This is a genomic window from Streptomyces viridifaciens, assembly GCF_001888885.2.
GTDB lineage: Bacteria > Actinomycetota > Actinomycetes > Streptomycetales > Streptomycetaceae > Kitasatospora > Kitasatospora aureofaciens.
Genome location: NZ_CP090841.1, coordinates 7,320,365 through 7,344,429 on the forward strand (window position 1 = coordinate 7,320,365; position 24,065 = coordinate 7,344,429).

A 24,065-nucleotide genomic window follows, 5' to 3' on the forward strand; every position below is an offset into this window, starting at 1 on the left:
GCCCCGCCCGCCGACCGCGTGACGCCCCCGCGGTCGGCGCGGCCCGGCGTGCCGTGCGCGTACGCCCGCCCACACTCTCGGAGGTACCCCCCATGTCTCGTCGCGACGGCGACGTCCTTCCCCTGACAGCCGCCCAGCGCGAGATCTGGCTCGCCGAGCAGCGCTCCCGGACGCCCATCCCCGGCTACCGCGTCGGTGAGTGCGTGGAGATCCACGGGCCCGTCGATCCGGAGCTGTTCGAGAGGGCGTTGCACCGGGTGGTCGACGAGGTCGACGCTCTCCACGTCACCTTCGTGGACGAGGGCGACGGGCCGTGCCAGATCCTCCGCGCGACCTGGGACTGGGCGCCGGCGCACCTGGACCTCAGCGGGGAGCCCGTACCCCGGGAAGCAGCCGTGGAGTGGATGCGGCGGGACCTGATGCGCCCGCTGGACCTCGCGCGGGACCCGCTGTTCGGGCACGCCCTGGTCCGGCTGTCCGCGACCGAGTACCTGTGGTATCTGAACTACCACCACGTGGTGCTGGACGCGATCAGCAGCTCCATGGTCCGCCAGCGGGTCGGCGAGGTGTATTCCGCGCTGGTTGAGGGCGGTGCCGTGCCGCCCTGCCCCTTCGGCTCGCTACGGGACCTGGTCGACAGCGACGCCGCCTACCGTGCGTCCGACGACTTCACCGCCGACCGTGCCTACTGGACCGCGCGCTTCGCCGACCTTCCCGCGCCGACCCGACTCACCGCCGGCGCCGCGACCGACCCGCACCGCGCCCTGCGCCTGGCCGAGGAACGGGAGCTGCGGAGCCCGGACGCGCTGCGAGCGGCGGCGGGCAGGACCGGGGTCCGGTGGTCCCGCCTGGTGGTCGCGGCGGCTGCGCTCTACGCCCACCGGCTGAGCGGCGGGGAGGACGTGGTGCTCGCCCTCCCCGTCACCGCCCGGAGGGGCTCCGGGCGCGACCTGATGGCGGTGCCCGGCACGATGTCCAACGTGGTGCCGCTACGGCTGACCGTGCGGCCGGACATGCCCTGGCGCGAGCTCGTCGCCCAGGTGGCGCGGGAAGTCGAGTCGGCCGTCGCACACGAGCGCTACCGCAGCGAGGACCTGCTGCGCGACCTCGGCGCCCCCGGCAGCATCGGGACGGCGTTCCCGCTGATCGTCAACATCATGGCCTTCAACGCCAGGCCGACCTTCGCCGGGCACCCCGCCTCGGTGCACCACTTCGTGTCCGGGTCGACCACCGACCTCGCCGTCTGGGTGTTCGACTACCGGGACGGCAATCCTCCGCTCCTCCGGCTGCACGGCGCGCCGGAGGCGTACGGCGACGACGACCTCGCCGCGCACCAGGAAAGGCTGCTCAGCCTGCTCGACGCGGTCGCGGACTGCGACCCGGACGAGGCGGTGGGCCGGATCGACCTGCTCACGGCCGAGGACTGCCGCGAACTGGCCGAACTCGGCACCGGGCCGGTGGCGCCGGCCCCGGCCGCGAGCCTGCCGGAGCTGTTCCGGGAACACGTCCGGGCGACCCCGGACCTGACCGCGCTGGTGTGTGGCGAGGTCTCGCTGACGTACGCGGAGCTGGACACCCGGGCGAACCGGCTGGCGCACGCCCTGATCGCGAGGGGAGCGGGGCCGGAGCGTCTGGTGGCGGTGGCGCTGCCGCGCTCGGCCGAGCTGGTGGTGGCGATCCTGGCGGTGCTGAAGACCGGTGCGGCGTACGTCCCGGTCGACCCCGAGTACCCCGCCGAGCGGATCTCCTACCTGCTCGACGACGCCCGGCCGGCCCTGGTGGTGACCGACGCCCGCAGCGCGGGTCGGCTGCCCGGTTCCTTCGAGCGGCTGGTGCTCGACTCGCCGGAAGCTGCCGCCCTGATGGCCGGCCGCCCGGCGACCGACCCGGCGGTGGCCGTCGACCCGCGCCACCCGGCGTACGTCATCTACACCTCCGGCTCCACCGGACGTCCCAAGGGCGTGGCAGCGACCCACGGCGGCCTGCTCAACCTGCTCGCCGACCTCAGGGAGGTCCACTTCCGACAGGCGCTCAAGGGGCAGCAGCGGCTTCGGGTGGCCCTGAGCACATCGGTGTCGTTCGACGCGTCGTGGAACCAACTGCTCGCCCTGTTCGCCGGCCACGAGCTGCACGTCCTGGACCACGCGACCTGGACCGACCCGGACGCCTTCGTCGACCATGCCGCACGCTGCGGGCTGGACTACGTCGAAGCCACCCCGTCCTACCTGCACCTCCTGGTCGAGCACGGGCTCCTTACCGGCCCGCGACGGCGTCCGGCGCTGGTCGCGGCGGGCGGCGAGGCCGTCCCGGAGCGGCTGTGGGGACAGCTGCGCGCGGCCGAGGGGGTGTCCTGCCTCAACCTCTACGGACCGTCCGAATGCACCGTCAACCCCGTGATCGCGTCCGTGGCATCGACCCCGCTGCCCGTCATCGGCCGGCCCGCCACCAACGTGCGGCTGTACGTGCTCGACGGCGCCCTGCGTCGACTGCCGGCCGGAACGCCGGGTGAGCTGTACATCGCGGGAGAGTGCCTCACCCGCGGCTACCTGAACCGGGCGGGCCTGACCGCCGGGCGCTTCGTGGCGGACCCGTTCGGGCCGCCCGGAGCGCGGATGTACCGCACCGGCGACCTGGTGCGCTGGGGCGCGGACGGGAACCTGGAGTTCCTCGGCCGGACCGACGACCAGGTCAAGATCCGCGGCTTCCGGGTGGAACCCGGCGAGATCGAGGCCGTCCTCGTCGAGCACCCGCAGGTCGCCCGGGCCGCCGTCGTGGTGCGCGCCGAGGAGGAGCCCCGGCTGGTCGCCTACGCCGTCCCCGAGCCCGGCGCCGCGGTGGCCGACACCGCGCTGCGCGAGCACCTGCGGGAACGGCTCCCCAAGCACATGGTGCCGGCCGACTTCGTTGTGCTGGACGCACTGCCGTTGACACCGAACGGCAAACTCGACCGGCGTGCCCTCCCGGCGCCCGACCGTCAGCCGACGGCGACCGGCCGCGCTCCGCGAACCGCGACCGAGCACCTGCTCGCCGGGTTGTTCGCTGAGGTGCTCGGTGTCCCGGAGGCCGGAGCGGACGATGACTTCTTCGACCTGGGCGGCCACTCGCTGCTGGCCACCCGGCTGGTCGCCCGGGCACGGTCCGTGTTGGGTGTGGAGCTGGGGCTGCGTGACCTGTTCGACGCGCCGACGGTGGCGGAACTGGCGGCGAGGGTGGACACCGCGGGCCGGGCCCGACCCGCACTCGCGGCGGGTGAGCGGCCAGGGACGGTCCCGCTGTCCTTCGCGCAGCGCCGGCTGTGGTTCCTGCACCGGATGGAGGGCCCCGGCGCCACGTACAACATCCCGCTGACTCTGAGGCTGTCCGGCGACCTCGACCAGCGGGCCCTGGAGGCCGCCCTGGCCGATGTGGTCGAACGGCACGAGAGCCTGCGCACCACCTTCCCCGTGGTCGACGGCGCGCCGTGCCAGCACGTGCTGGACCCCGACGCGGCCAGGCCGCGGCTGCGGATGACCGAGGTCGGCGAGCACGACCTGCCGGAGCGGCTGGCGGAGGCGGCACGGCACGGCTTCGAGCTCGCGGAGGAGCCGCCACTGCATGCCGAGCTGTACCGGCTCGGACCGGAGGAGCACGTCCTGCTGCTGGTGGTGCACCACATCGCCGGTGACGGCTGGTCGACGCGGCCGCTCTCGCAGGACCTGGCGGCGGCCTACGCGGCCCGTCGCGAGGGCGCGAAGCCCGAGTGGAGGCCGCTGCCCGTCCAGTACGCCGACTACGCCCTCTGGCAGCGGGCGCTGCTCGGCGACGGCACCGACCCGGGCAGCCTGCTGAGCGAGCAGCTGGCATACTGGCGCGAGCAACTGGCGGACCTGCCCGAGCAGATCGAGCTGCCCTTCGACCGGCCCCGGCCGGCGGCGATGTCCTACCGGGGCGCCCACCTGCCGGTGCGGATCGACGCCGAATTGCACCAGAGCCTGCGCGAACTGGCCCGCGACGGCGGCGCCAGCCTCTTCATGGTGCTCCAGGCCGGACTGGCCGCCCTGCTGGGCAAGCTCGGCGCCGGCACCGACGTCCCGATCGGCACCCCGATCGCGGGACGCACCGACGAGGCCCTGGACGACCTGGTCGGCTTCTTCGTCAACACCCTGGTGCTGCGCACCGACCTCTCCGGCGACCCCTCGTTCACCGACCTGCTGGCCCGGGTGCGCTCGGACGCGCTGGCCGCCTACGCGCACCAGGACGTTCCGTTCGAGCACCTGGTGGAAGCGCTGAACCCGACCCGGACCCTGGCGCACCACCCCCTGTTCCAGACGATGCTCGCCCTGCAGAACGCACCGCTCGGCACGTTCGACCTACCGGGGCTGCGGGTGGAGACCGGGCTGGTCCACACCGGGACGGCCAAGTGCGACCTGACCTTCATCCTGGGCGAAGAGCCCGGTGGGGGCGGTCTCTCGGGCGTGGTGGAATACAGCACGGACCTGTTCGACGAGGCCACTGTGGCCGGGATCGTCGACCGGTGGCTGCGGCTGCTGCGCGCCGTGGCCGCCGATCCCGGCCGGCGGATCGGCCGGGTGGACGTGCTCTCCGCCGAGGAACTCCGCGCGCTTCTCCCGGCCGGTCTGGCCGGCACCGAGGGGGAGCAGGACGCATCGGGCGTTGGCCTCACCGTACTCTTCGAGCGGCAGGTTCGGGCGAATCCGGCCGCCGTCGCCCTCACCGACGGTGAAGTCACCCTGAGCTACGGCGAGTTGAACGCACGTGCCAACCGGCTCGCGCACGCCCTGATCGACCGGGGGGTGGGACCGGAGCAACTGGTGGCGCTGGCCATCCCGCGCTCGGCGGAGCTGGTCGTGGCGGTGCTCGCCGTGCTGAAGGCGGGCGGCGCCTACCTCCCGGTGGACCCGCAGTACCCGGCCGCCCGGATCGGCTACCTGCTCCGGGACGGCCGGCCGGCGCTGCTGGTGACGACCGGCACGACCGGCACGACCGGCACGGCCGGCGAGCTGCCGGGAGCGGACGGCGTGGACCGGCTGCTGCTGGACACCGCCGACCTGGACGGACAGCCCGACACCGACCCGCAGGTCGCGGTCGACCCGGCTCACGCGGCGTACGTCATCCACACCTCCGGCTCCACCGGCGAGCCGAAGGGCGTCGTGGTCCCGCACCGGAACGTGGTGCGGCTGTTCCGGACCACGGAGGAACTGTTCGGGTTCACCGCCGAGGACGTCTGGACGCTCTTCCACTCCTACGCCTTCGACTTCTCGGTGTGGGAGCTGTGGGGCGCGCTGCTGCACGGCGGCCGGCTGGTCGTCGTGGACCACGAGACCAGCCGCTCGCCCGGCCGGTTCCTGGAACTCCTCGCCCGTGAGCGGGTGACCGTTCTGAACCAGACGCCCTCCGCCTTCTACCAGCTGATCCAGGCGGACGCCGAGGCTGCCGGGGCGGGCCGTGAACTCGCCCTGCGGACCGTGGTGTTCGGCGGCGAGGCCCTGGAGCACGCCCGACTGGCGGACTGGTACCGGCGGCACCCGGAGGACGCACCGCGGCTGGTCAACATGTACGGCATCACCGAGACCACCGTGCACGTCACCCACGCGGCGCTCGGCGCGTCCGGCACGACGGGCGGACAGATCGGCACGGCCCTGCCGGACCTGCGGACGTACGTGCTCGACGGCGGTCTGCGGCCGGTGGCTCCGGGCGTGCCCGGTGAGCTGTACGTCGCGGGCCCCGGGCTGGCGCGCGGCTACCTCAACCGGCCAGGCCTGACCGCTGGGCGGTTCGTGGCGGACCCCTTCGGGCCGGCCGGCTCCCGGATGTACCGCAGCGGCGACGTGGTGCGCCGTGACACGGCAGGCGGTCTGCGCTACGTCGGCCGGGCCGACCAGCAGGTGAAGGTGCGCGGCTTCCGGATCGAACTCGGCGAGATCGAGGCGGCGCTCGCCGCGCACCCGGCCGTCGCCCAGACAGCCGTCCTGGCTCGCCAGGACCGGGCCGACGACACCCGGCTGGTCGCGTACCTGGTGCCCGCCACCGGGCACGCACTCCGGCCGGACCCGCTTCGGGCGCACCTGCGCGAGCTGCTGCCGGAGCACATGGTGCCGGCCGCGTACGTGCCGCTGGACGCGCTGCCGCTGACCGCCAACGGCAAGCTCGACCGCCGTGCCCTGCCCGCCCCCGACCTCGCCCCGGCGGCTGCCACCCGTGCCCCCCGCACCCCGCAGGAGCAGGTCCTCTGCGAACTGTTCGCCGAGGTCCTGGGCGTGGCGTCGGCCGGTGTCGAGGACAGCTTCTTCGACCTGGGCGGGCACTCGCTGCTGGCCGCCCGCCTGGCCGCCCGGATCCGCGCCACGCTCGGTGTGGAGATGCCGCTGCGTACCCTGTTCGAGGCACCGACCCCGGCCGGCCTGGCGGCCGCCCTGGTGGCGGCCGGGCCGGCGCAGACCGCCCTGGCACGGCGTAAGCGCCCCGAGAGGGTCCCGCTGTCGTTCGCGCAGCGGCGGCTCTGGTTCCTGCACCAGCTGGAGGGCGCTGCTGCGAACTACCACATCTCCCTGGCGTGGCGGCTGTCCGGGGATCTGGACCGGCGGGCCCTGGAGGCCGCCGTGGCGGACGTGGTGGCCCGGCACGAGAGCCTGCGCACCGTCTTCCCCACGGTGGACGGGGTTCCGGACCAGCGGGTGCTGGACGCGGCGGCAGCTCGTCCGCAGTTGCTCGTGAGCCGGACCACCGAGGCCGAGCTGCCCGCCGCCATGGCGGCGGCGAAGGACCGCGGCTTCGACCTGGCGGTCGACGTGCCGCTACGGGTCGCTCTGTTCGAGCTGGCAGCGGACGAGCACGTGTTCCAGTTGGTGCTCCACCACATCGCGGGCGACGGCTGGTCGCTGGGGCCACTCGCGCAGGGCCTGACCGCTGCCTACGCGGCGCGCTGCCGCGGCGAGGCGCCCCAGTGGGAGGAGCTGCCGGTCCAGTACGCCGACTACACCCTCTGGCAGCACGACCTGCTCGGCGACGCCGCCGACCCGGACAGTCTGTTCGCGCGCCAGGCGGACTACTGGACCGGGCAGCTGGCCGGTCTGCCGGAGCGCATCCAGCTGCCCACCGACCGGCCCCGCCCGGTGGTCGCCTCGCACCGGGGCGGTTCCGTGCGCGCCGGGTTCGACGCCGACCTGCACCGAGGCCTGCGCGAACTCGCCCGCCAGCACGGCACCAGTCTGTTCATGGTGCTCCAGGCCGGGCTGGCGGCGCTGCTGAGCAAGCTCGGCGCGGGCGACGACATCCCGGTCGGCAGCCCGGTCGCCGGCCGGACCGACCAGGCACAGGACGAGCTGATCGGCTACTTCGTCAACACCCTGGTGTTCCGTACCGACACCTCGGGCGACCCGACCTTCGCCGAGCTGCTGGGACGGGTCCGGGACACCGCGCTGGCCGGGTACGCCCACCAGGACCTTCCGTTCGAGTACCTGGTCGAGGCGCTGAACCCGGTGCGCTCGCTGGCGCACCACCCGCTCTTCCAGGTCATGCTGGTGTTGCAGAACGCGCCCCGGGCCGACTTCGCACCGCCCGGACTGCGCGTCGAGGACGTGCCGTCGACCTCGACGACCGCCAAGCTCGACCTGATCTTCACCATGTCCGAGCGGCTCGGGGAGGACGGTTCCCCGGAGGGGATCGACGGGTCCGTCGAGTACACCGGCGACCTGTACGACCCCGCCACTGTCGAGACCATGATCGGTCGGTGGGAGCGGCTGCTCCGCGCCGCCGTCGCCGATCCGCGGCGCCGGCTCAGCCGGTTCGGCCTGCTCACCGCCGAGGAGCGCGCGGAGCTGACGGCGCTGGGCACCGGCCCGGCGGCCCAGGCCTTCACCGAGAGCTTGCCGGAGCTGTTCCGGGCCCAGGTGCGCGCGATTCCGCACGCCCTCGCGGTGGTGGGACCGGAAGCCTCGCTGACGTACGCGGAGTTGGACGCCCGGACGAATCGGCTGGCGAATGCGCTGATCGCGCGCGGGGCCGGGCCGGAGCGTCTGGTGGCGGTGGCGCTGCCGCGCTCGGCCGAGCTGGTGGTGGCGATCCTTGCGGTGCTGAAGACCGGCGCGGCGTACCTCCCGATCGATCCGGAGTACCCGGCTGCGCGGATCGGGTACATGTTCGACGACGCCCGACCGCTCCTGGTGGTGACCGACGCCCGGACCCGGGACCGCCTGCCGACGACCGGTTCCGCCGGGTGGCTTGTGGTCGACGATCCGGAGACCGCCGCCCTGGTTGCGGACTGCCGGGCGACGGACCCGGCGGTGGCGATCCACCCGGGCCATCCGGCGTACGTCATCTACACCTCAGGGTCCACCGGGCGGCCCAAGGGCGTGCTGTCCACGCACGGCGGTCTGTTGAACCTCTTCGCCAACCAGCGACTCCTGATGTACCCCCAGCAGACGAAGCACCGGCTGCGGGTGGGGCTGACCACGTCCGTGTCGTTCGACGCCTCCTGCGACCAGATGTCGTGCCTCTACGCGGGCCACGAGCTGCACGTTCTGGACGAGGCGACTTGGACCGACCCGGACGCTTACCTCGACCACGCCGCGCGGGTCGGACTTGATGCCGTCGGTGCCACTCCGTCGTACATGCAGGTCCTCGTGGCGCACGGACTGTTGGACCATCCGCAGTGGCGTCCGCTGCTGGTCGCGATGGGCGGGGAGAGCGTTCCCGAGCAGCTGTGGGAGCGCTTGCGGTCGGCCGACGGAGTGATCTCCCTGAACTACTACGGGCCGTCCGAGTGCACGGTGGACTCGGTCTTCGCATCGATGGAGTCGAGCCCGCACCAGGTGATCGGCCGACCGCTCGGGGGCGTCCGACTGCACGTGCTCGACGCCGCCCTGCAGCCGGTGGCCGCCGGTGTGCCGGGCGAGCTGTACATCGCCGGCGTCGGCCTGGCGCGCGGATACCTGAACCGGCCGGGGCTGACGGCGGGACGGTTCATCGCTGACCTGTTCGGGCCGGGGGGTTCGCGGATGTACCGCACCGGAGACCTGGTGCGCTGGAACCCGGACGGGAACCTGGAATTCCTCGGCCGCACCGACGACCAGGTCAAGCTCCGGGGATTCCGGATCGAACTCGGTGAGATCGAGGCGGCACTGGCGGAGCACTCGCAGGTCGTACGGGCCGCCGTGATCGTCCGGCAGGACCGGGCGGAGGACCCGCGTCTGGTCGCCTACGTGGTGCCCGTCACCGGGGCGGAGCTTCGGCCGGAGGACCTGCGGGCGCACCTGCGCGAGCGGCTGCCCGACTACATGGTGCCGACCGCGTACGTCGCCCTCGACGCCCTTCCGCTCAACACCAGCGGCAAGCTGGACCGACGCGCCCTGCCCGAGCCGGCCTCCACCGCTGCGCCTGCGGGCCGGGAACCGCACACCCCTGAGGAGCACGTGCTGGCCGGGCTGTTCGCCGAGGTGCTGGGCCTCTCCGAGGTCGGCGCCGACGACGACTTCTTCGACCTCGGTGGGCACTCCCTGCTGGCCACCCGGCTGGTCGCCCGGGCACGGTCGGTGCTGGGCGTGGAGCTGCCGCTGCACACCCTGTTCCGCAACCCGACGGTGGCCGGCCTGGCCGCCGGGCTGGGTGGCGCGGACCGGGCCCGGCTCGCCCTGGAGCCGGCGGAGCGGCCCGCGCTGGTGCCGCTGTCGTCCGCTCAGCGGCGGCTGTGGTTCCTGCGCCAGTTGGAGGGTGCCGAATCCGTCTACAACATGCCGCTCGCGTGGCGGCTCTCGGGACCGCTGGACCTGGCTGCCCTGGAGGCGGCGCTGGGCGACCTCGTCGACCGGCACGAAACCCTGCGGACGGTCTTCCCACCGGTCGACGGGGCGCCGTACCAGAGGGTGCTGGCCATCGGAGAGGCGCGCCCAGGACTGACGGTCACTCCGGCCGACGAGACGGCCTTGCCGGAACTCCTGACGGATGCCGCAGCGCGCGGATTCGACCTCGCGGCCGAACCGCCACTGCGTGCGGAGGTGTTCGCGCTCTCGGCGACCGAGCACGTGTTGCTCCTCGTGATGCACCACATCGCCGGTGACGGCTGGTCGCTGGCCCCGCTGGCCGCCGACCTAGCCACCGCGTACGCGGCACGCCGCCAGGGCGAGGAACCGCGGTGGGCGCCGCTGCCCGTGCAGTACGCCGACTACACCCTGTGGCACGACCGGCTTCTCGGCGATCCGGCCGACCAGGACAGCCTGTTCGCCCGCCAGACGGCCTACTGGACGCGGACGCTGGCGGACCTTCCCGAGCAGATCCGGCTCCCCGCCGACCGCCACCGCCCCGCCAACCCCTCCTATGCCGGCGGCCATCTCGCTATCGAAGTGGACGCGGAGCTGCACGCCGGGCTGGTGCGGCTGGGTCGGGAGCACGGCGCCAGCCCGTACATGGTGCTGCAGGCCGCCCTGGCCTCGCTGTTGGACAAGCTCGGCGCGGGCACGGACATCCCGGTCGGCAGCCTGATCGCCGGGCGGACCGACCATTCCCTGGACGACCTCGTCGGCTTCTTCGTCAACACCCTGGTGCTTCGCACGGACACCAGCGGCGACCCGACCTTCGCCGAGCTGTTGCAGCGGGTTCGGGAGAGCGCGCTCGGCGCGTACGCGCACCAGGACCTGCCGTTCGAACACGTCGTCGAGGCCCTCAACCCCTCCCGCTCGCTCGCCCGGCAGCCGCTGTTCCAGGTGCTGCTGGCGCTGCAGAACGTGCCCCGCACCGAGTTCGCGCTGGACGGCGTGACCGCCGAGATCGTTCTGGTCCGGACACCCACGGCGATGTTCGACCTCGGCTTCCACCTGCTGGAGCGCGGCGGTGCCGGCGGCCCGGCCGAGGGCATCGTCGGGCGGGCCGAGTACAGCACCGATCTGTTCAACCGGGCCACGGTGGAGGACCTGGTCGGCCGGTGGCTGCGGCTGCTGGCGGCGGTGGTCGCCGAGCCGAACCGGCCGCTGAGCCGGATCGACGTCCTCACCGCGGAGGAGCGGCGCGAGCTTCTGGTCGCCCGCAACGACACGGCCCGGCCGGTGCCCGCTGCCACGCTGCCCGCGCTGTTCGAGGCGCGGGTCCGGGCGACCCCCGAGGCCGAGGCCGTGGTGTTCGAGGACACCGTGGTGACCTACCGAGAGCTGAACCGCCGGGCCAACCGCCTGGCCCACGCGCTGATCGCGCGCGGTGTCGGGCCGGAGCAGGTCGTCGCCCTGCGGCTGCCGCGCTCGGCCGAGCTGGTGGTCGCCGTCCTCGCGGTGCTCAAGACCGGCGCGGCGTACCTGCCGGTCGACCCGGACTACCCGACCGCCCGCATCGCCTCCATGCTGGAGGACGCGCGGCCCGCCCTCGTGCTCGACGACCTCGCGGCCGTCACGCCGTCCGACGAGCAGCCGGTGCACGACCCGGCCGTCCCGGTGGACGCGCGGCACCCGGCCTACGTCATTTACACCTCCGGCTCCACCGGCCGCCCCAAGGCCGTGGTGATGCCCGCCGCCGGACTGCTCAACCTGCTGGAGTGGCACCACGGGGCCGTCGGCGGCGGACCCGGCACGCGCACCGCGCAGTTCACCGCGATCAGCTTCGACGTCTCGGTGCAGGAGGTGCTGTCCGCGCTGCTGTACGGAAAGACGCTGGTGGTGCCGACCGAGGAGCAGCGCCGCAGCGCCGAGCTGTTCGCCCACTGGCTGGACCGGCACCGGGTCGGCGAGCTCTTCGCGCCGAACCTGGTGGTGGAGGCGTTGGCCGAGGCCGCCGAGGAGGCCGGGCTGGACCTGCCGGCCCTCCGGCTGGTCGCCCAGGCCGGCGAGGCGATGCGCCTCGGCGCGGCGGTGCGCCGCTTCCAGGCGCGTGGGCCGGGCCGGGTGCTGCACAACCACTACGGGCCCGCCGAGACCCATGTGATCACCGCCTACCCGCTGCCGGTCGACCCCGCGGACTGCCCGGTGCCGGTGCCGATCGGTCGTCCGATCGCCAACTGCCAGGTGTACGTGCTGGATGCGGCGCTGCGACCGGTCGCGCCCGGGGTGCTGGGCGAGCTCTACCTGGCCGGTGAGGGGCTGGCCCGCGGCTACCTGAACCGGCCGGGACTGACCGCCGGCCGCTTCGTCGCCAACCCGTACGGTGCGGCGGGCGCTCGGATGTACCGCACCGGCGATCTCGTGCGCTGGCGAGCCGACGGCGAGCTGGAGTTCGCTGGCCGGGTCGACCACCAGGTGAAGGTCCGCGGGTTCCGGGTCGAGCCGGGCGAGATCGAGGCCGAACTGACCGCGCACCCGGGCGTCGCCCAGGTCGCGGTGCTCGCCCGCGAGGACCGGCTCGTCGCCTACGTCGTTCCCGTGGCCGGCTCCGGGGCGACCGCGGTGGAGCTGGCGGCGTACCTGCGCGGGCGCCTGCCGGAGTACCTGGTGCCGTCGGCGTTCGTGCTGCTGGAGGCGTTGCCGCTGACGCCGAACGGGAAGCTCGACCGGGCGGCGCTGCCCGCGCCCGAGGCCGCGACCATGGTGGTGGGCCGGGCGCCGCGCACGCCGCAGGAGCAGATCCTGTGCGAGCTGTTCGCCGAGGTGCTGGGCCGTCCGCGGGTCGGGGTCGACGAGGACTTCTTCGACCTCGGGGGGCACTCCCTGCTCGCCACCCGGCTGGTCTCGCGGGTCCGGGCCACCCTCGGGGTCGAGCTGGAGCTGCGCACCCTGTTCCGGGCCCCGACGCCCGCCGCGCTGGCGGCCGGGCTGCACGACGCCCGCACCGGGCGGCAGGCCCTGGTGCCCAGGCCCCGCCGCGAACCGATGCCGCTCTCGTTCGCCCAGCGCCGGCTCTGGTTCCTCCAGCAGTTCGGGGCGCCGAGCGCCACCTACCACATGCCGCTGGCCCTACGGTTGTCCGGCGACCTCGATCGGGCCGCGCTGAGCGCCGCGCTCGCGGACGTCGTGGCCCGGCACGAGACCCTGCGCACGGTCTTCCCGCACACCGCCGGAATCCCGTACCAGCGGGTGCTGGACGCCACCGAGGCCGCCGTCCCGCTGACAGTCCGCGCGGCCGGCGACGCCGAGGTGCCCGCCCTGCTGCGCGAGGCCGCGGTGCGCGGCTTCGACCTGACCTCGGAAGTACCGCTGCGGGCGGAGCTGCTGGCGGTCGCACCGGACGAGCACGTGCTGCTGCTGGTGATGCACCACATCGTCGGGGACGGCTGGTCGATGGGCCCGCTGGCCCGCGACCTGGCCACCGCCTACACCGCTCGGCAGGGCGGCGGTGCGCCCGCCTGGCCGCCGTTGCCGGTGACGTACGGCGACTACACGCTGTGGCAGCACGAGATCCTCGGCGACGAGCACGACGGGGACAGCCTGTTCGCCCGGCAGGTCGGCTACTGGAGCGAGCAGCTGGCCGGGTTGCCGGAGCAGCTGCGACTGCCGGTCGACCGGCCCCGCCCGGCCGCCATGTCGTACGGCGGCGACCTGCTGGAAGTCCGGATCGACGCCGAACTGCACGCGGCACTGGCGGCGTTGGCGCGTCGCTCGGGTGCGACCCTGTTCATGGTGCTTCAAGCGGCGCTCGCCGCGCTGTACACCCGGCTGGGTGCCGGAACGGACATCGCGATCGGTTCGCCGATCGCGGGCCGGACCGACGAGGCCCTGGACGAACTGGTCGGCTTCTTCATCAACACCCTGGTGCTGCGGACGGACACGAGCGGTGATCCGAGCTTCGTCGAGCTGTTGGGCCGGGTGCGGGAGACGGCGCTGTCGGCGTACGCGCACCAGGACGTGCCGTTCGAACACCTGGTGGAGGTGCTGAACCCGTCCCGGTCGCTGTCCCACCACCCGCTGTTCCAGACCGGGCTGGTCGTGCAGAACGCGCCGGGGGGTGACTTCGAGCTGCCGGGGCTCCGGGTCTCCGGGGTGACCGTGCCCACCGGGACCGCTCGGCTCGACCTGACCTTCGGGTTCGCGGAGGAGCACGGGCCCGACGGCGCGCCGGCCGGACTCAGTGGTGCGGTCGAGTACAGCACCGAGCTGTTCGACCGTTCGACGGTCGAGGCCCTGGTCGCCCGGTGGACCCGGCTGCTGGCCGCGGTCGCCGCCGCGCCCGACCAGCCGATCGGTGGGATCGACCTGCTGTCCGCCGAGGAGCGGCACGAGCTGCTGCCCGACGCCGAGGGTGGTACGGCCGGGGTGAGCCTGCCGGAGCTGTTCGCGGCGCGGGTGGCGGCGACGCCGGACGCGGTCGCGCTGGTGTGCGGCGGTGCGGAGTTGACGTACCGCGAGCTGAACGCCCGGGCGAACCGGTTCGCGCACTCGTTGATCGCGCGGGGTGTGGGGCCGGAGCAACTGGTGGCGGTGGCATTGCCGCGCTCGGTGGAGTCGGTGGTGGCGGTCCTCGGCGTGCTGAAGGCCGGGGCCGCGTACCTGCCGGTGGACCCGGCCTACCCGCCGGCGCGGATCGCCTTCATGTTGGAGGACGCCCGGCCGGTGCTGGTGGTCGACGATCCTGCGACGGTGACCGACGCGGACCGGCCGGACACGGATCCCGATCCGGTGCCCGACGTCCGGCACCCGGCCTACGTGATCTACACCTCGGGTTCGACCGGTCGCCCCAAGGGCGTCGTGGTCAGCCACTCCGGCGTTTCGGGCCTGGCGGCGGCACAGATCGAGCGGCTCGGCCTGGTGCCGGGCAGCAGGGTGCTGCAGGCCGCCTCGCCCAGCTTCGATGCCTCCTTCTGGGACCTGTGCAGCGCCCTGCTCAGCGGTGCTGCCCTCGTCCTGGCTACGGCGGACGCCCCTCTGGACGCCCTGACGGACGGGCGGCTCGGCATCACCCACGTGACCCTGCCGCCCTCGGCCCTGGCGGCGGTGGACAGCGCCGGTGTCACGGCCGCCACCCTGGTGGTGGCGGGGGAGGCGTGCCCGTCAGAGCTGGTGGAGCGGTGGGCGCCGGGGCGGCGGATGATCAACGCGTACGGTCCGACCGAGACCACGGTGTGCGCGACCATGAGCGACCCGCTGTCCCCGGGCTCCGGAGTGCCGCCGATCGGCCGCGCGGTCGCGGGCTTCCGGGTGTACGTGCTGGACGAGGGCCTGCGCATCGTTCCTCCGGGGGTTGCGGGGGAGTTGTACGTGGCCGGTCCGGGTCTGGCCCGCGGGTACCTGAACCGTCCGGGCCTGACGGCGGGGCGGTTCCTGGCCTGCCCGTTCGGGCCTGAGGGCGCTCGGATGTACCGCACCGGCGACCTGGTGCGCCGACGCGGTGACGGTGAGCTGGAGTACCTCGGCCGCGCCGACCAGCAGGTGAAGGTCCGCGGCTTCCGGATCGAACCCGGTGAGATCGAGGCGGCGCTGGCCGAGCACCCCACCGTCGCCCAGGGCGCGGTTCTCACCCGGGACGACCGGCTCGTCGCCTACGTCGTTCCCGTGGCCGGCTCCGGGGCGACCGCGGTGGAGCTGGCGGCGTACCTGCGCGGGCGCCTGCCGGAGTACCTGGTGCCGTCGGCGTTCGTGCTGCTGGAGGCGTTGCCGCTGACGCCGAACGGGAAGCTGGACCGGGCGGCGCTGCCCGCGCCCGAGGCCGCGGCCACGGAGACGGGCCGGGTGCCGCGCACGCCGCAGGAGCAGATCCTGTGCGAGCTGTTCGCCGAGGTGCTGGGCCGCCGGCGGGTCGGGGTCGACGAGGACTTCTTCGATCTCGGTGGACACTCCCTGCTCGCCACCCGGCTGGCCGCCAGGGTGCGCTCGGTGCTCGGCGTCGAGCTGGGATTGCGGGCCCTCTTCCAGTCGCCCACCGTGGCGGGCCTGGCCGGGGTGCTGGCATCGGGCGGCAGCGCCCGCCCGGCGCTGACCGCGCGGGAGCGGCCGGAGGCGGTGCCGCTGTCCTTCGCCCAGCGCCGGCTCTGGTTCCTGCACCGCATGGACGGCAGTGCGGCGACCTACCACATCCCGCTGGCGCTGCAACTGACCGGGACGCTCGACCGGGCGGCGCTGGACGAGGCGCTGGCCGATGTCGTGGCCCGGCACGAGAGCCTGCGGACGGTGTTCCCCGAGGTGGGCGGCGTGCCGTGCCAGCGGATCCTGGACCCGGCGGAGGCCCGGCCCCGGGCCCGGCTCGTCGAGGTGCTGCGGACGGACCTGCACGAGCGGCTCGCCGAGTCCGCCCGGCGGCCCTTCGACCTAGCGGCGGAGACGCCGCTGCGGGCGGAGCTTTTCGCGGTCGCGCCGGACGAGCACGTGCTGTTGCTGGTGATGCACCACATCGCCGGTGACGGGTGGTCCACCGGCCCGCTGGCCCGCGACCTCGCCGAGGCGTACGCCGCCCGGAGCGAGGGAAGCGCGCCCAGCTGGTCGAACCTGACGGTACAGTACGCCGACTACACGCTCTGGCAGCGCGACCTGCTCGGCGACGCCACCGACCCGAAGAGCCGGTTCACCGAGCAGCTCGACTACTGGAAGCGGCAGCTGTCCGATCTTCCCGAGCTGCTCCAGCTGCCCGCCGACCGGCCGCGCCCGGCCGTCGCCGGCTGGTACGGTGACCACGTCGGCCTGGAACTCGGCCCCGAGCTGCACGCCGCCTTGGCCGAGTTGGCGCGGCGCACCGGCACCAGTCTGTTCATGGTGCTGCAGGCGGCGCTGGCGGCGTTGTACACCCGGCTGGGTGCCGGGACGGACATTCCGATCGGTTCGCCGATCGCGGGCCGGACCGACGAGGCGCTGGACGAACTGGTCGGGTTCTTCGTGAACACGCTGGTGCTGCGGACGGACACGAGCGGTGATCCGAGCTTCGTGGAGCTGTTGGGCCGGGTGCGGGAGACGGCGCTGTCGGCGTACGCGCATCAGGACGTGCCGTTCGAGCACTTGGTGGAGGTGCTGAACCCGTCCCGGTCGCTGTCCCACCACCCGCTCTTCCAGACCATCCTGGCCGTGCAGAACGCCCCGATGGGCCGGTTCTCGCTGCCGGGCCTGGAGGTCGCCACCTACGCGGTGGCCACCGGAACCGCCAAGTTCGACCTCGGGCTGAGCCTGGTCGAGCAGTTTGGCCCGGACGGCAGCCCGGCCGGGATCGTCGGCGCGGCGGAGTACGCCACCGACCTGTTCGACCGCTCGACGGTCGAGGCCATGGTCCGGCGTTGGACGCTCCTGCTGGAGGCCGTCACCGCCGACCCGGAGCAGCCGATCGGCGGCATCGACCTCCTCGACGCCGAGGAGCGGCACCGGCTGCTGGAACAAGGCAACGCGACCGCCCGCGAGGTGGGCGCCGTCCCGGTGCCGCAGGCCTTCGAGGGGCAGGTGGCGGCGACGCCGGACGCGGTTGCCCTCATCCGTGGCGATGTGGAATTGACGTACCGCCAGCTGAACGCGCGGGCGAACCGGTTCGCGCATGCGCTGATCGCCCGGGGCGTGGGGCCGGAGCAGTTGGTCGCGGTGGCGCTTCCGCGGTCGGTGGAAGCCGTGGTGGCCGTCCTGGGCGTGCTGAAGGCCGGGGCGGCGTACCTGCCGGTGGACCCGGCGTATCCGCGGTCGCGGATCGACCTCATGCTGGCGGACGCCCGTCCGGCGCTGATGATCGACGACCCGGCGGCGGTGAGCGAAGGAGACTGGCCGGACACCGATCCGAAGGTCACGCTCGACGTCCGGCACCCGGCCTATGTGATCTACACCTCGGGCTCCACCGGCCGCCCCAAGGGCGTCGTGGTCGCCCACGGCGGTGTGGCGAGCCTGGTGGCCGGGCAGATCGAGGGGTTCGCGATCGATCCCGACAGCCGGGTGCTCCAGTTCGCCTCGCCGAGCTTCGACGCCTCGGTGTCGGAGATCTACACCGCCCTGCTGCGCGGCGCGGCCCTGGTGCTGCCCCCGGCCGGGGATCCGGTCGCCGCGCTGACGGACCCGGACCTCGCGGTCACCCACGTGACCGTGCCGCCGTCCGTCATCGCAGCCCTGTCGGAGGGCTCGGTGGCGGTGCCGAAGCTGATCGTGGCGGGGGAGGCGTGCCCGCCGGAGCTGGTGGCCCGCTGGGCGCCCGGGCGCCGGATGGTCAACGCCTACGGTCCCACCGAGACCACGGTGTGCGCGACCATGAGCGACCCGCTCGCGCCCGGCTCGGGCGTGCCGCCGATCGGCCGGCCGATCGTCAACGCCCGGGTGTACGTGCTGGACGAGCGGCTGCGGCCGGTGCCGCCCGGCGTGCCCGGTGAGCTGTACGTCGCGGGCGCGGGCCTGGCCCGCGGCTACCTGAACCGGCCGGGCCTGACCGCCGGACGCTTCGTCGCCTGCCCGTTCGACCCCTCGGGCGCCCGGATGTACCGCACCGGCGACGTGGTCCGCTTCCGCGCCGACGGCCAGTTGGAGTACGTCGGCCGCGCCGACGACCAGGTGAAGGTGCGCGGCTTCCGGGTCGAGCCCGGTGAGGTCGAGGCGGCGCTCGCCGAGCACCCCGCCGTCGTCCGGGCCGCCGTCCTCGCCCAGGACGACCGGCTGATCGGCTACGTCGTCCCGCGCCAGGACATCGCCCGGGACGACGGCCTCGAAACCGACCACGTCGGCGAGTGGCGGGACATCTACGACGCCCTGCCCATCGCCCCCGGGGAAGCCGCCTTCGGCCGTAACTTCGTGGGCTGGAACAGCAGTTACGACGGCGACCCGATCCCCGTCGAGCAGATGCGGGAGTGGCGCGACGCCACCGTCGACCGCATCCTGGCCCTGCGCCCCCGCCGGGTGCTGGAGGTCGGCGTCGGCACCGGCCTGCTGCTCTCGCAGATCGCGCCGCAGTGCGAGACGTACTGGGCGACCGACTTCTCCGCCACCGCGATCGACGCCCTGGCCGCCCAGGTGGCCGGGCAACGGGACCTGGCCGAGCGCGTGGTGCTGCAGACCCGCCCGGCGCACGACACCGACGGGCTCCCGGTCGGCGAGTTCGACACCATCGTCATCAACTCGGTGGTGCAGTACTTCCCGTCCGCCGACTACCTCGCGGACGTCATCGGGAAGCTGGCGCGGCTGCTCGCCCCCGGTGGCGCCCTGTTCGTCGGCGACGTCCGCAACCTGCGCCTGCTGCGCCCGCTGGCCACCGCCGTCCAACTGCACCGGACGGCCGACGCCGACCTCGCAACGGTGCGCCGGGCCGTGGAACAGGCCCTCCGCGTCGAGAAGGAGCTCCTGGTCGACCCGGACTTCTTCACCGCTCTGCGGGAGCAGGGCACCGAGATCGGCGCGGTGGCGGTGGAGGTCAAGAACGGCCGCCACCACAACGAGCTGTCCCGCTACCGCTACGACGTGACGCTGCACAAGGCTCCGGTCGCCCCGGCCGCTCCGGAGCGCTCCGTCGAGTTGGAGTGGGGACGGCAGGTCGCCGGGTCGGCCGAGCTGCGCGAGCTGCTCGCCCGGACGGCCGCCGAGGTGCTGCGGATCACCGGGGTGCCGAACCGGCGCGTGGCGCGGGAGGCAGCCCTGGCCCGGGCGGTGCAGGACGACGACGGCTCGCTCGCCGAGCTGCTGGAGCGGCTGCACGCCCCGGAGGTCGGCGACCTCCCCGACCCGGAGGACTTCCACGCCCTTGGCGCGGAACTCGGCCGCTCGGTGGTCATCACCTGGTCGGCGACCGCGGCCGAGGCCATTGACGTCGTCTTCATCGACCCGTCGGCGCTCTGCGGCGCTCCGGTCGAGGCGTACCGGCCGGCCGGAACCCCCCGCAGGCCGCTGTCCTCGCTGACCAACCGTCCGACCGGCAGTCGGGGCACCGGGGCCCTCCTCGGTGAACTCCGCGACTGGCTACGCCACCGGCTGCCCGACTACCTCGTCCCCTCGGCGTTCGTGGCGCTGGAGGCGCTGCCGCTGACGGCCAACGGCAAGCTCGACCGTCGTGCTCTGCCCGCCCCCGACCTCGGCCCGCTCGCGGTGGGGCGGGCGCCGCGCACCCCTCAGGAGCAGCTCCTCGCCGAGCTGTTCGCCGAGGTGCTGGGCCTGGCGCAGGTCGGTGTCGACGACAGTTTCTTCGATCTGGGCGGGCACTCCCTGCTGGCGACCCGCCTGGCCTCCCGGGCCCGGGCGGCCCTCGGCGCGGAGCTGGAGGTCAGGACGCTGTTCGAGGCCCCGACCGTGGCTGCCCTGGCGGCCCGCCTGGACGGCTCCGGAGCGGCGCGTCCCGCGCTGACGGCCCGGGCCCGGCCCGAACAGGTGCCGCTGTCCTTCGCCCAGCGCCGACTGTGGTTCCTGCACCGGATGGAAGGGCCCAGCGCCACCTACAACATGCCGCTTGCCCTGAGCCTGACCGGTCGGCTCGACCGCTCGGCCCTGCACGCCGCGCTCGCGGACGTGGTGGCCCGGCACGAGAGCCTGCGGACGGTCTTCCGAGAGACCGACGGCGTGCCGTACCAGGTCGTGCTGAGCCCCTCGGAGGCGTACCCGGCGCTGCCGGTGATCGAGTCGGACGAGAACGAGCTGACCGAGCGGCTGGCGGAGACGGCCCAGCGCGGCTTCGACCTGGCGGTGGAACCGCCGGTCCGGGCGGAGCTGTACGCGCTCGCCCCAGGCCGGCACGCGCTGCTGGTCGTGGTGCACCACATCGCCGCCGACGGCTGGTCGATGGGCCCGCTCTCCGGCGACCTGGCCGCAGCCTACGCGGCCCGCTGCCAGGGCGAGGCCCCGCAGTGGTCCCCGCTGCCGGTACAGTACGCCGACTACACGCTTTGGCAGCGCGAGCTGCTCGGCGACTCCGCCGACCCGGACAGCCTGTTCGCCCGGCAACTGAACTATTGGAAGGAGGAGTTGGCAGGGCTCCCGCAGCAGCTGCAACTGCCGGCCGACCGGCCCCGGCCGCCGGTGGCCTCCCAGCGCGGCGACCGGGTCGAGATCCGGCTGGACGCCGACCTGCACCAGGCCCTCCGGGACCTGGCCGCCGCTCGCGGGGCCAGCATGTTCATGGTGCTCCAGGCCGGTCTCGCCGCGCTGCTCACCCGGCTCGGAGCCGGCACGGACATCCCGATCGGCAGCCCGATCGCCGGGCGCACCGACCAGGCCCTCGACGAACTCGTCGGTTTCTTCGTCAACACCCTGGTGCTGCGCACCGACACCGGCGGGAACCCCGGATTCGCCGAACTGCTCGGCCGGGTACGGCAGAAGGCGCTCTCCGCGTACGACCACCAGGACGTGCCGTTCGAGTACCTGGTCGAGGTGGTCAACCCGGCGCGGTCGCTGGCCCACCACCCGCTGTTCCAGGTCATGCTGGCCCTACAGAACGCGCCGGTGGGCGAGTTCGCACTGGCAGGCCTGGAGACCGGCCACCTGGCGGCGCCGACCGGCACGTCCAGGGTCGACCTGACCTTCAGCCTGGCCGAGCAGTTCCGTCCGGACGGCACCCCGGACGGCCTGGTCGGCGCCGTGGAGTACGCCACCGACCTGTTCGACGCGCCGACCGTGGAGCTGCTGTTCGAACGCTGGGCCCGTCTGTTGCGCGCGGCGGTCGCCGACCCCGACCGGCCGATCAGCCGGATCGACCTGATGTCCGCCGCGGAACGCCACCGGCTGTTGTCCGAGTTCAACGACACGGCGGCCGAGCTGCCCCGGGCCGCGGTGCCTGAGCTCTTCGCGCGCCAGGTGCGGGCCTTGCCGGACGCGGTGGCCGTCGTGGCGGGCGGAAGCGAACTGACCTACCGGGAGCTCGACCTGCGTTCCAACCGGCTCGCCCGGGCCCTGGTCCGCCAGGGCGTACGGCCGGAGACACCGGTCGCGGTGCTGCTGGAGCGTTCGGCCGAACTGGTCGTGGCGATCCTGGCGATCATCAAGGCGGGCGGAGCCTACGTACCGCTCGACTCGCGCTTCCCGTCCTCCCGGATCGACCTGATCCTGCGCGAGAGCGGGGCCGCCCTGATCCTCACGCGGGAGGTACTGACCGCCCTGACGCAGTCCGAGCCCGATTCGTCTGCCGTCGAAGTCCCCTGTGATCCGCGGCAATTGGCGTACATCATGTACACCTCTGGCTCGACCGGGCGGCCGAAGGGCGTGGCCGTCACCCACCGTGATGTGGTGGGGCACGCGCTCACCCCCGAATGGCGCGGCGGTGGACACGAGCGGGTACTGATGCACTCCCCGACGGCCTTCGACCTCTCCACCTACGAGCTTTGGGTCCCGTTGCTGGGCGGCGGCCGCATCGTGGTCGCGCCGCCCGAACAGCTCGACCTCGACCTGCTGCAGCACACTGTCACCACCCACGGGGTGACCGGACTGTGGCTGACCGCCGGACTGTTCCGGCTGGTCGCCGAGGAGCGCCCGGGCCTGCTCGCCGGGGTGCGCGAGGTGTGGACCGGCGGCGACGTGGTCTCCCCGGCCGCCGCCGCCCGGGTGCTGGCGGCCTGCCCCGGCATCGAGGTGGTCAACGGCTACGGGCCGACCGAGGCCACCACCCTGGCCACCTGTCACCCGGTGCGCACCCTCTCCGCAAACGCCGCGTCGGTGCCGATCGGCGGGCCGATGGCGAACATGCGCGCCTACGTCCTCGACGACCACCTGCGCCCGGTGCCCACGGGCCTGGTCGGTGAGCTGTACCTCGCGGGGACGGGCGTGGCCCGCGGCTACCAGGGCCGCCCCGGCCTGACGGCGGAGCGCTTCACCGCCGACCCGTACGGGCCGTCCGGGAGCCGGATGTACCGCACCGGCGACCTGGCGTGGTGGCGGCCCGACGGCGCACTGGAATTCGCCGGACGCGCCGACCACCAGGTCAAGCTTCGCGGCCTGCGGATCGAGCCCGGAGAGATCGAAGCGGTCCTGGCGGGCTGCCCGGGTGTCGCCCAGGCAGCCGTGGTGGCCCGCGAGGACCGGCCGGGCGACAAGCGGCTGGTCGCCTACCTGGTGCCCACCTCCGAGGGGGCGCCCGAGCCGGGCGAGCTGTCCGGCCGACTGCGCCGCGAACTGCCCGACTACATGGTGCCGGCGGCCTTCGTCACCCTGGACGCGCTGCCACTGACCGCCAACGGCAAGCTGGACCGGGCCGCCCTGCCCGCCCCCGAGTACGGCGCGACGGGCGCCGGGCGCGGCCCCCGGACACCGCAGGAGCAGCTGCTGTGCGGCCTGTTCGCCGAGGTCCTCGGCCGGGAGCAGGTGAGCATCGACGACGGCTTCTTCGACCTCGGCGGCCACTCGCTGCTGGCCGCCCGCCTGGCCTCCCGGGTTCGCGAGACCCTCGGCCTGGAGCTGGGCCTGCGGATGCTGTTCGAGGCACCGACCGTGGCCGGGCTCACCGAACGCCTGGTCATGGACAACCCCGACGACGCGCTGGACGTGGTGCTGCCGCTGCGTTCGACCGGGACCGGCACGCCGCTGTTCTGCATCCATCCCGGTGGTGGCATCAGCTGGTCGTACAGCGGTTTGCTGAACCACATCCCACCCCGGCACCCGGTCTACGCGATTCAGGCACGCGGCCTCGGCCGCCCCGAGCCGCTGCCGACCTCCTACGAGGAGATGGCGGCCGACTACGCCGACCAGGTCCAGAAGATCCAGCCGGAGGGCCCGTACCTGCTGCTCGGCTGGTCCGCAGGCGGGCTGATCGCCCACGCGCTCGCCTGTGAGCTGCAGTCCCGCGGTGAGCCGACCGCGCTGCTGGCGGTCCTCGACGCCTACCCGGTGAAGGACGTGAAGTTCGAGGTCGCTCCGGTGCCCACCGTGCGGGACGTGCTCGTCGGAGTGCTCGACGTCGACCCGGACGAGCTGGGCGACCGGGAGATCACCTACGCCGAGGTCGCCGAGGTCCTGAACCGGCGGGGCAGCGCGCTGCAGGGCCTGTCCGAGCGGCAGGTGGAGGTCATCGTCGACATCATGATCAACAATGCCAAGCTGGCGGTCGACTTCGTCCCCGGCAGGTACGACGGGGACCTGCTGCTCTTCAACTCCACGATCGACCGGGCCGAGGACAACGCCGGGTCGGAGACCTGGCGCCCGTACGTCACCGGCCGGATCGAATCCCACGAGATCACCACCCGGCACGACCGGATGACCCAGGCCGGCTCGCTGGCCCAGATCGGACCGATCGTCGCCGCCAGGATCGCCGGGGCGACCGGCGACACCTACAGCACCATCCGTTCCCACCAGGAGGACTGACCG

At 73.6% G+C, this 24,065-nt stretch carries 1 protein-coding gene; it reads left to right on the top strand.

All coding sequences use genetic code 11. The features are described from left to right. Positions 1–92: 92 nt before the first annotated feature. Positions 93–24,062 carry a non-ribosomal peptide synthetase gene (locus BOQ63_RS40080; protein WP_072655946.1) on the top strand — a complete coding sequence of 7,990 codons (23,970 nt, stop codon included), beginning with the start codon at positions 93–95 and terminating at the stop codon, positions 24,060–24,062. Positions 24,063–24,065: the final 3 nt, after the last annotated feature.

Bases quoted from the DNA above. Each gene is read 5' to 3' on its own strand.
- BOQ63_RS40080 (WP_072655946.1), top strand. From the start codon at position 93: ATGTCTCGTCGCGACGGCGACGTCCTTCCCCTGACAGCCGCCCAGCGC.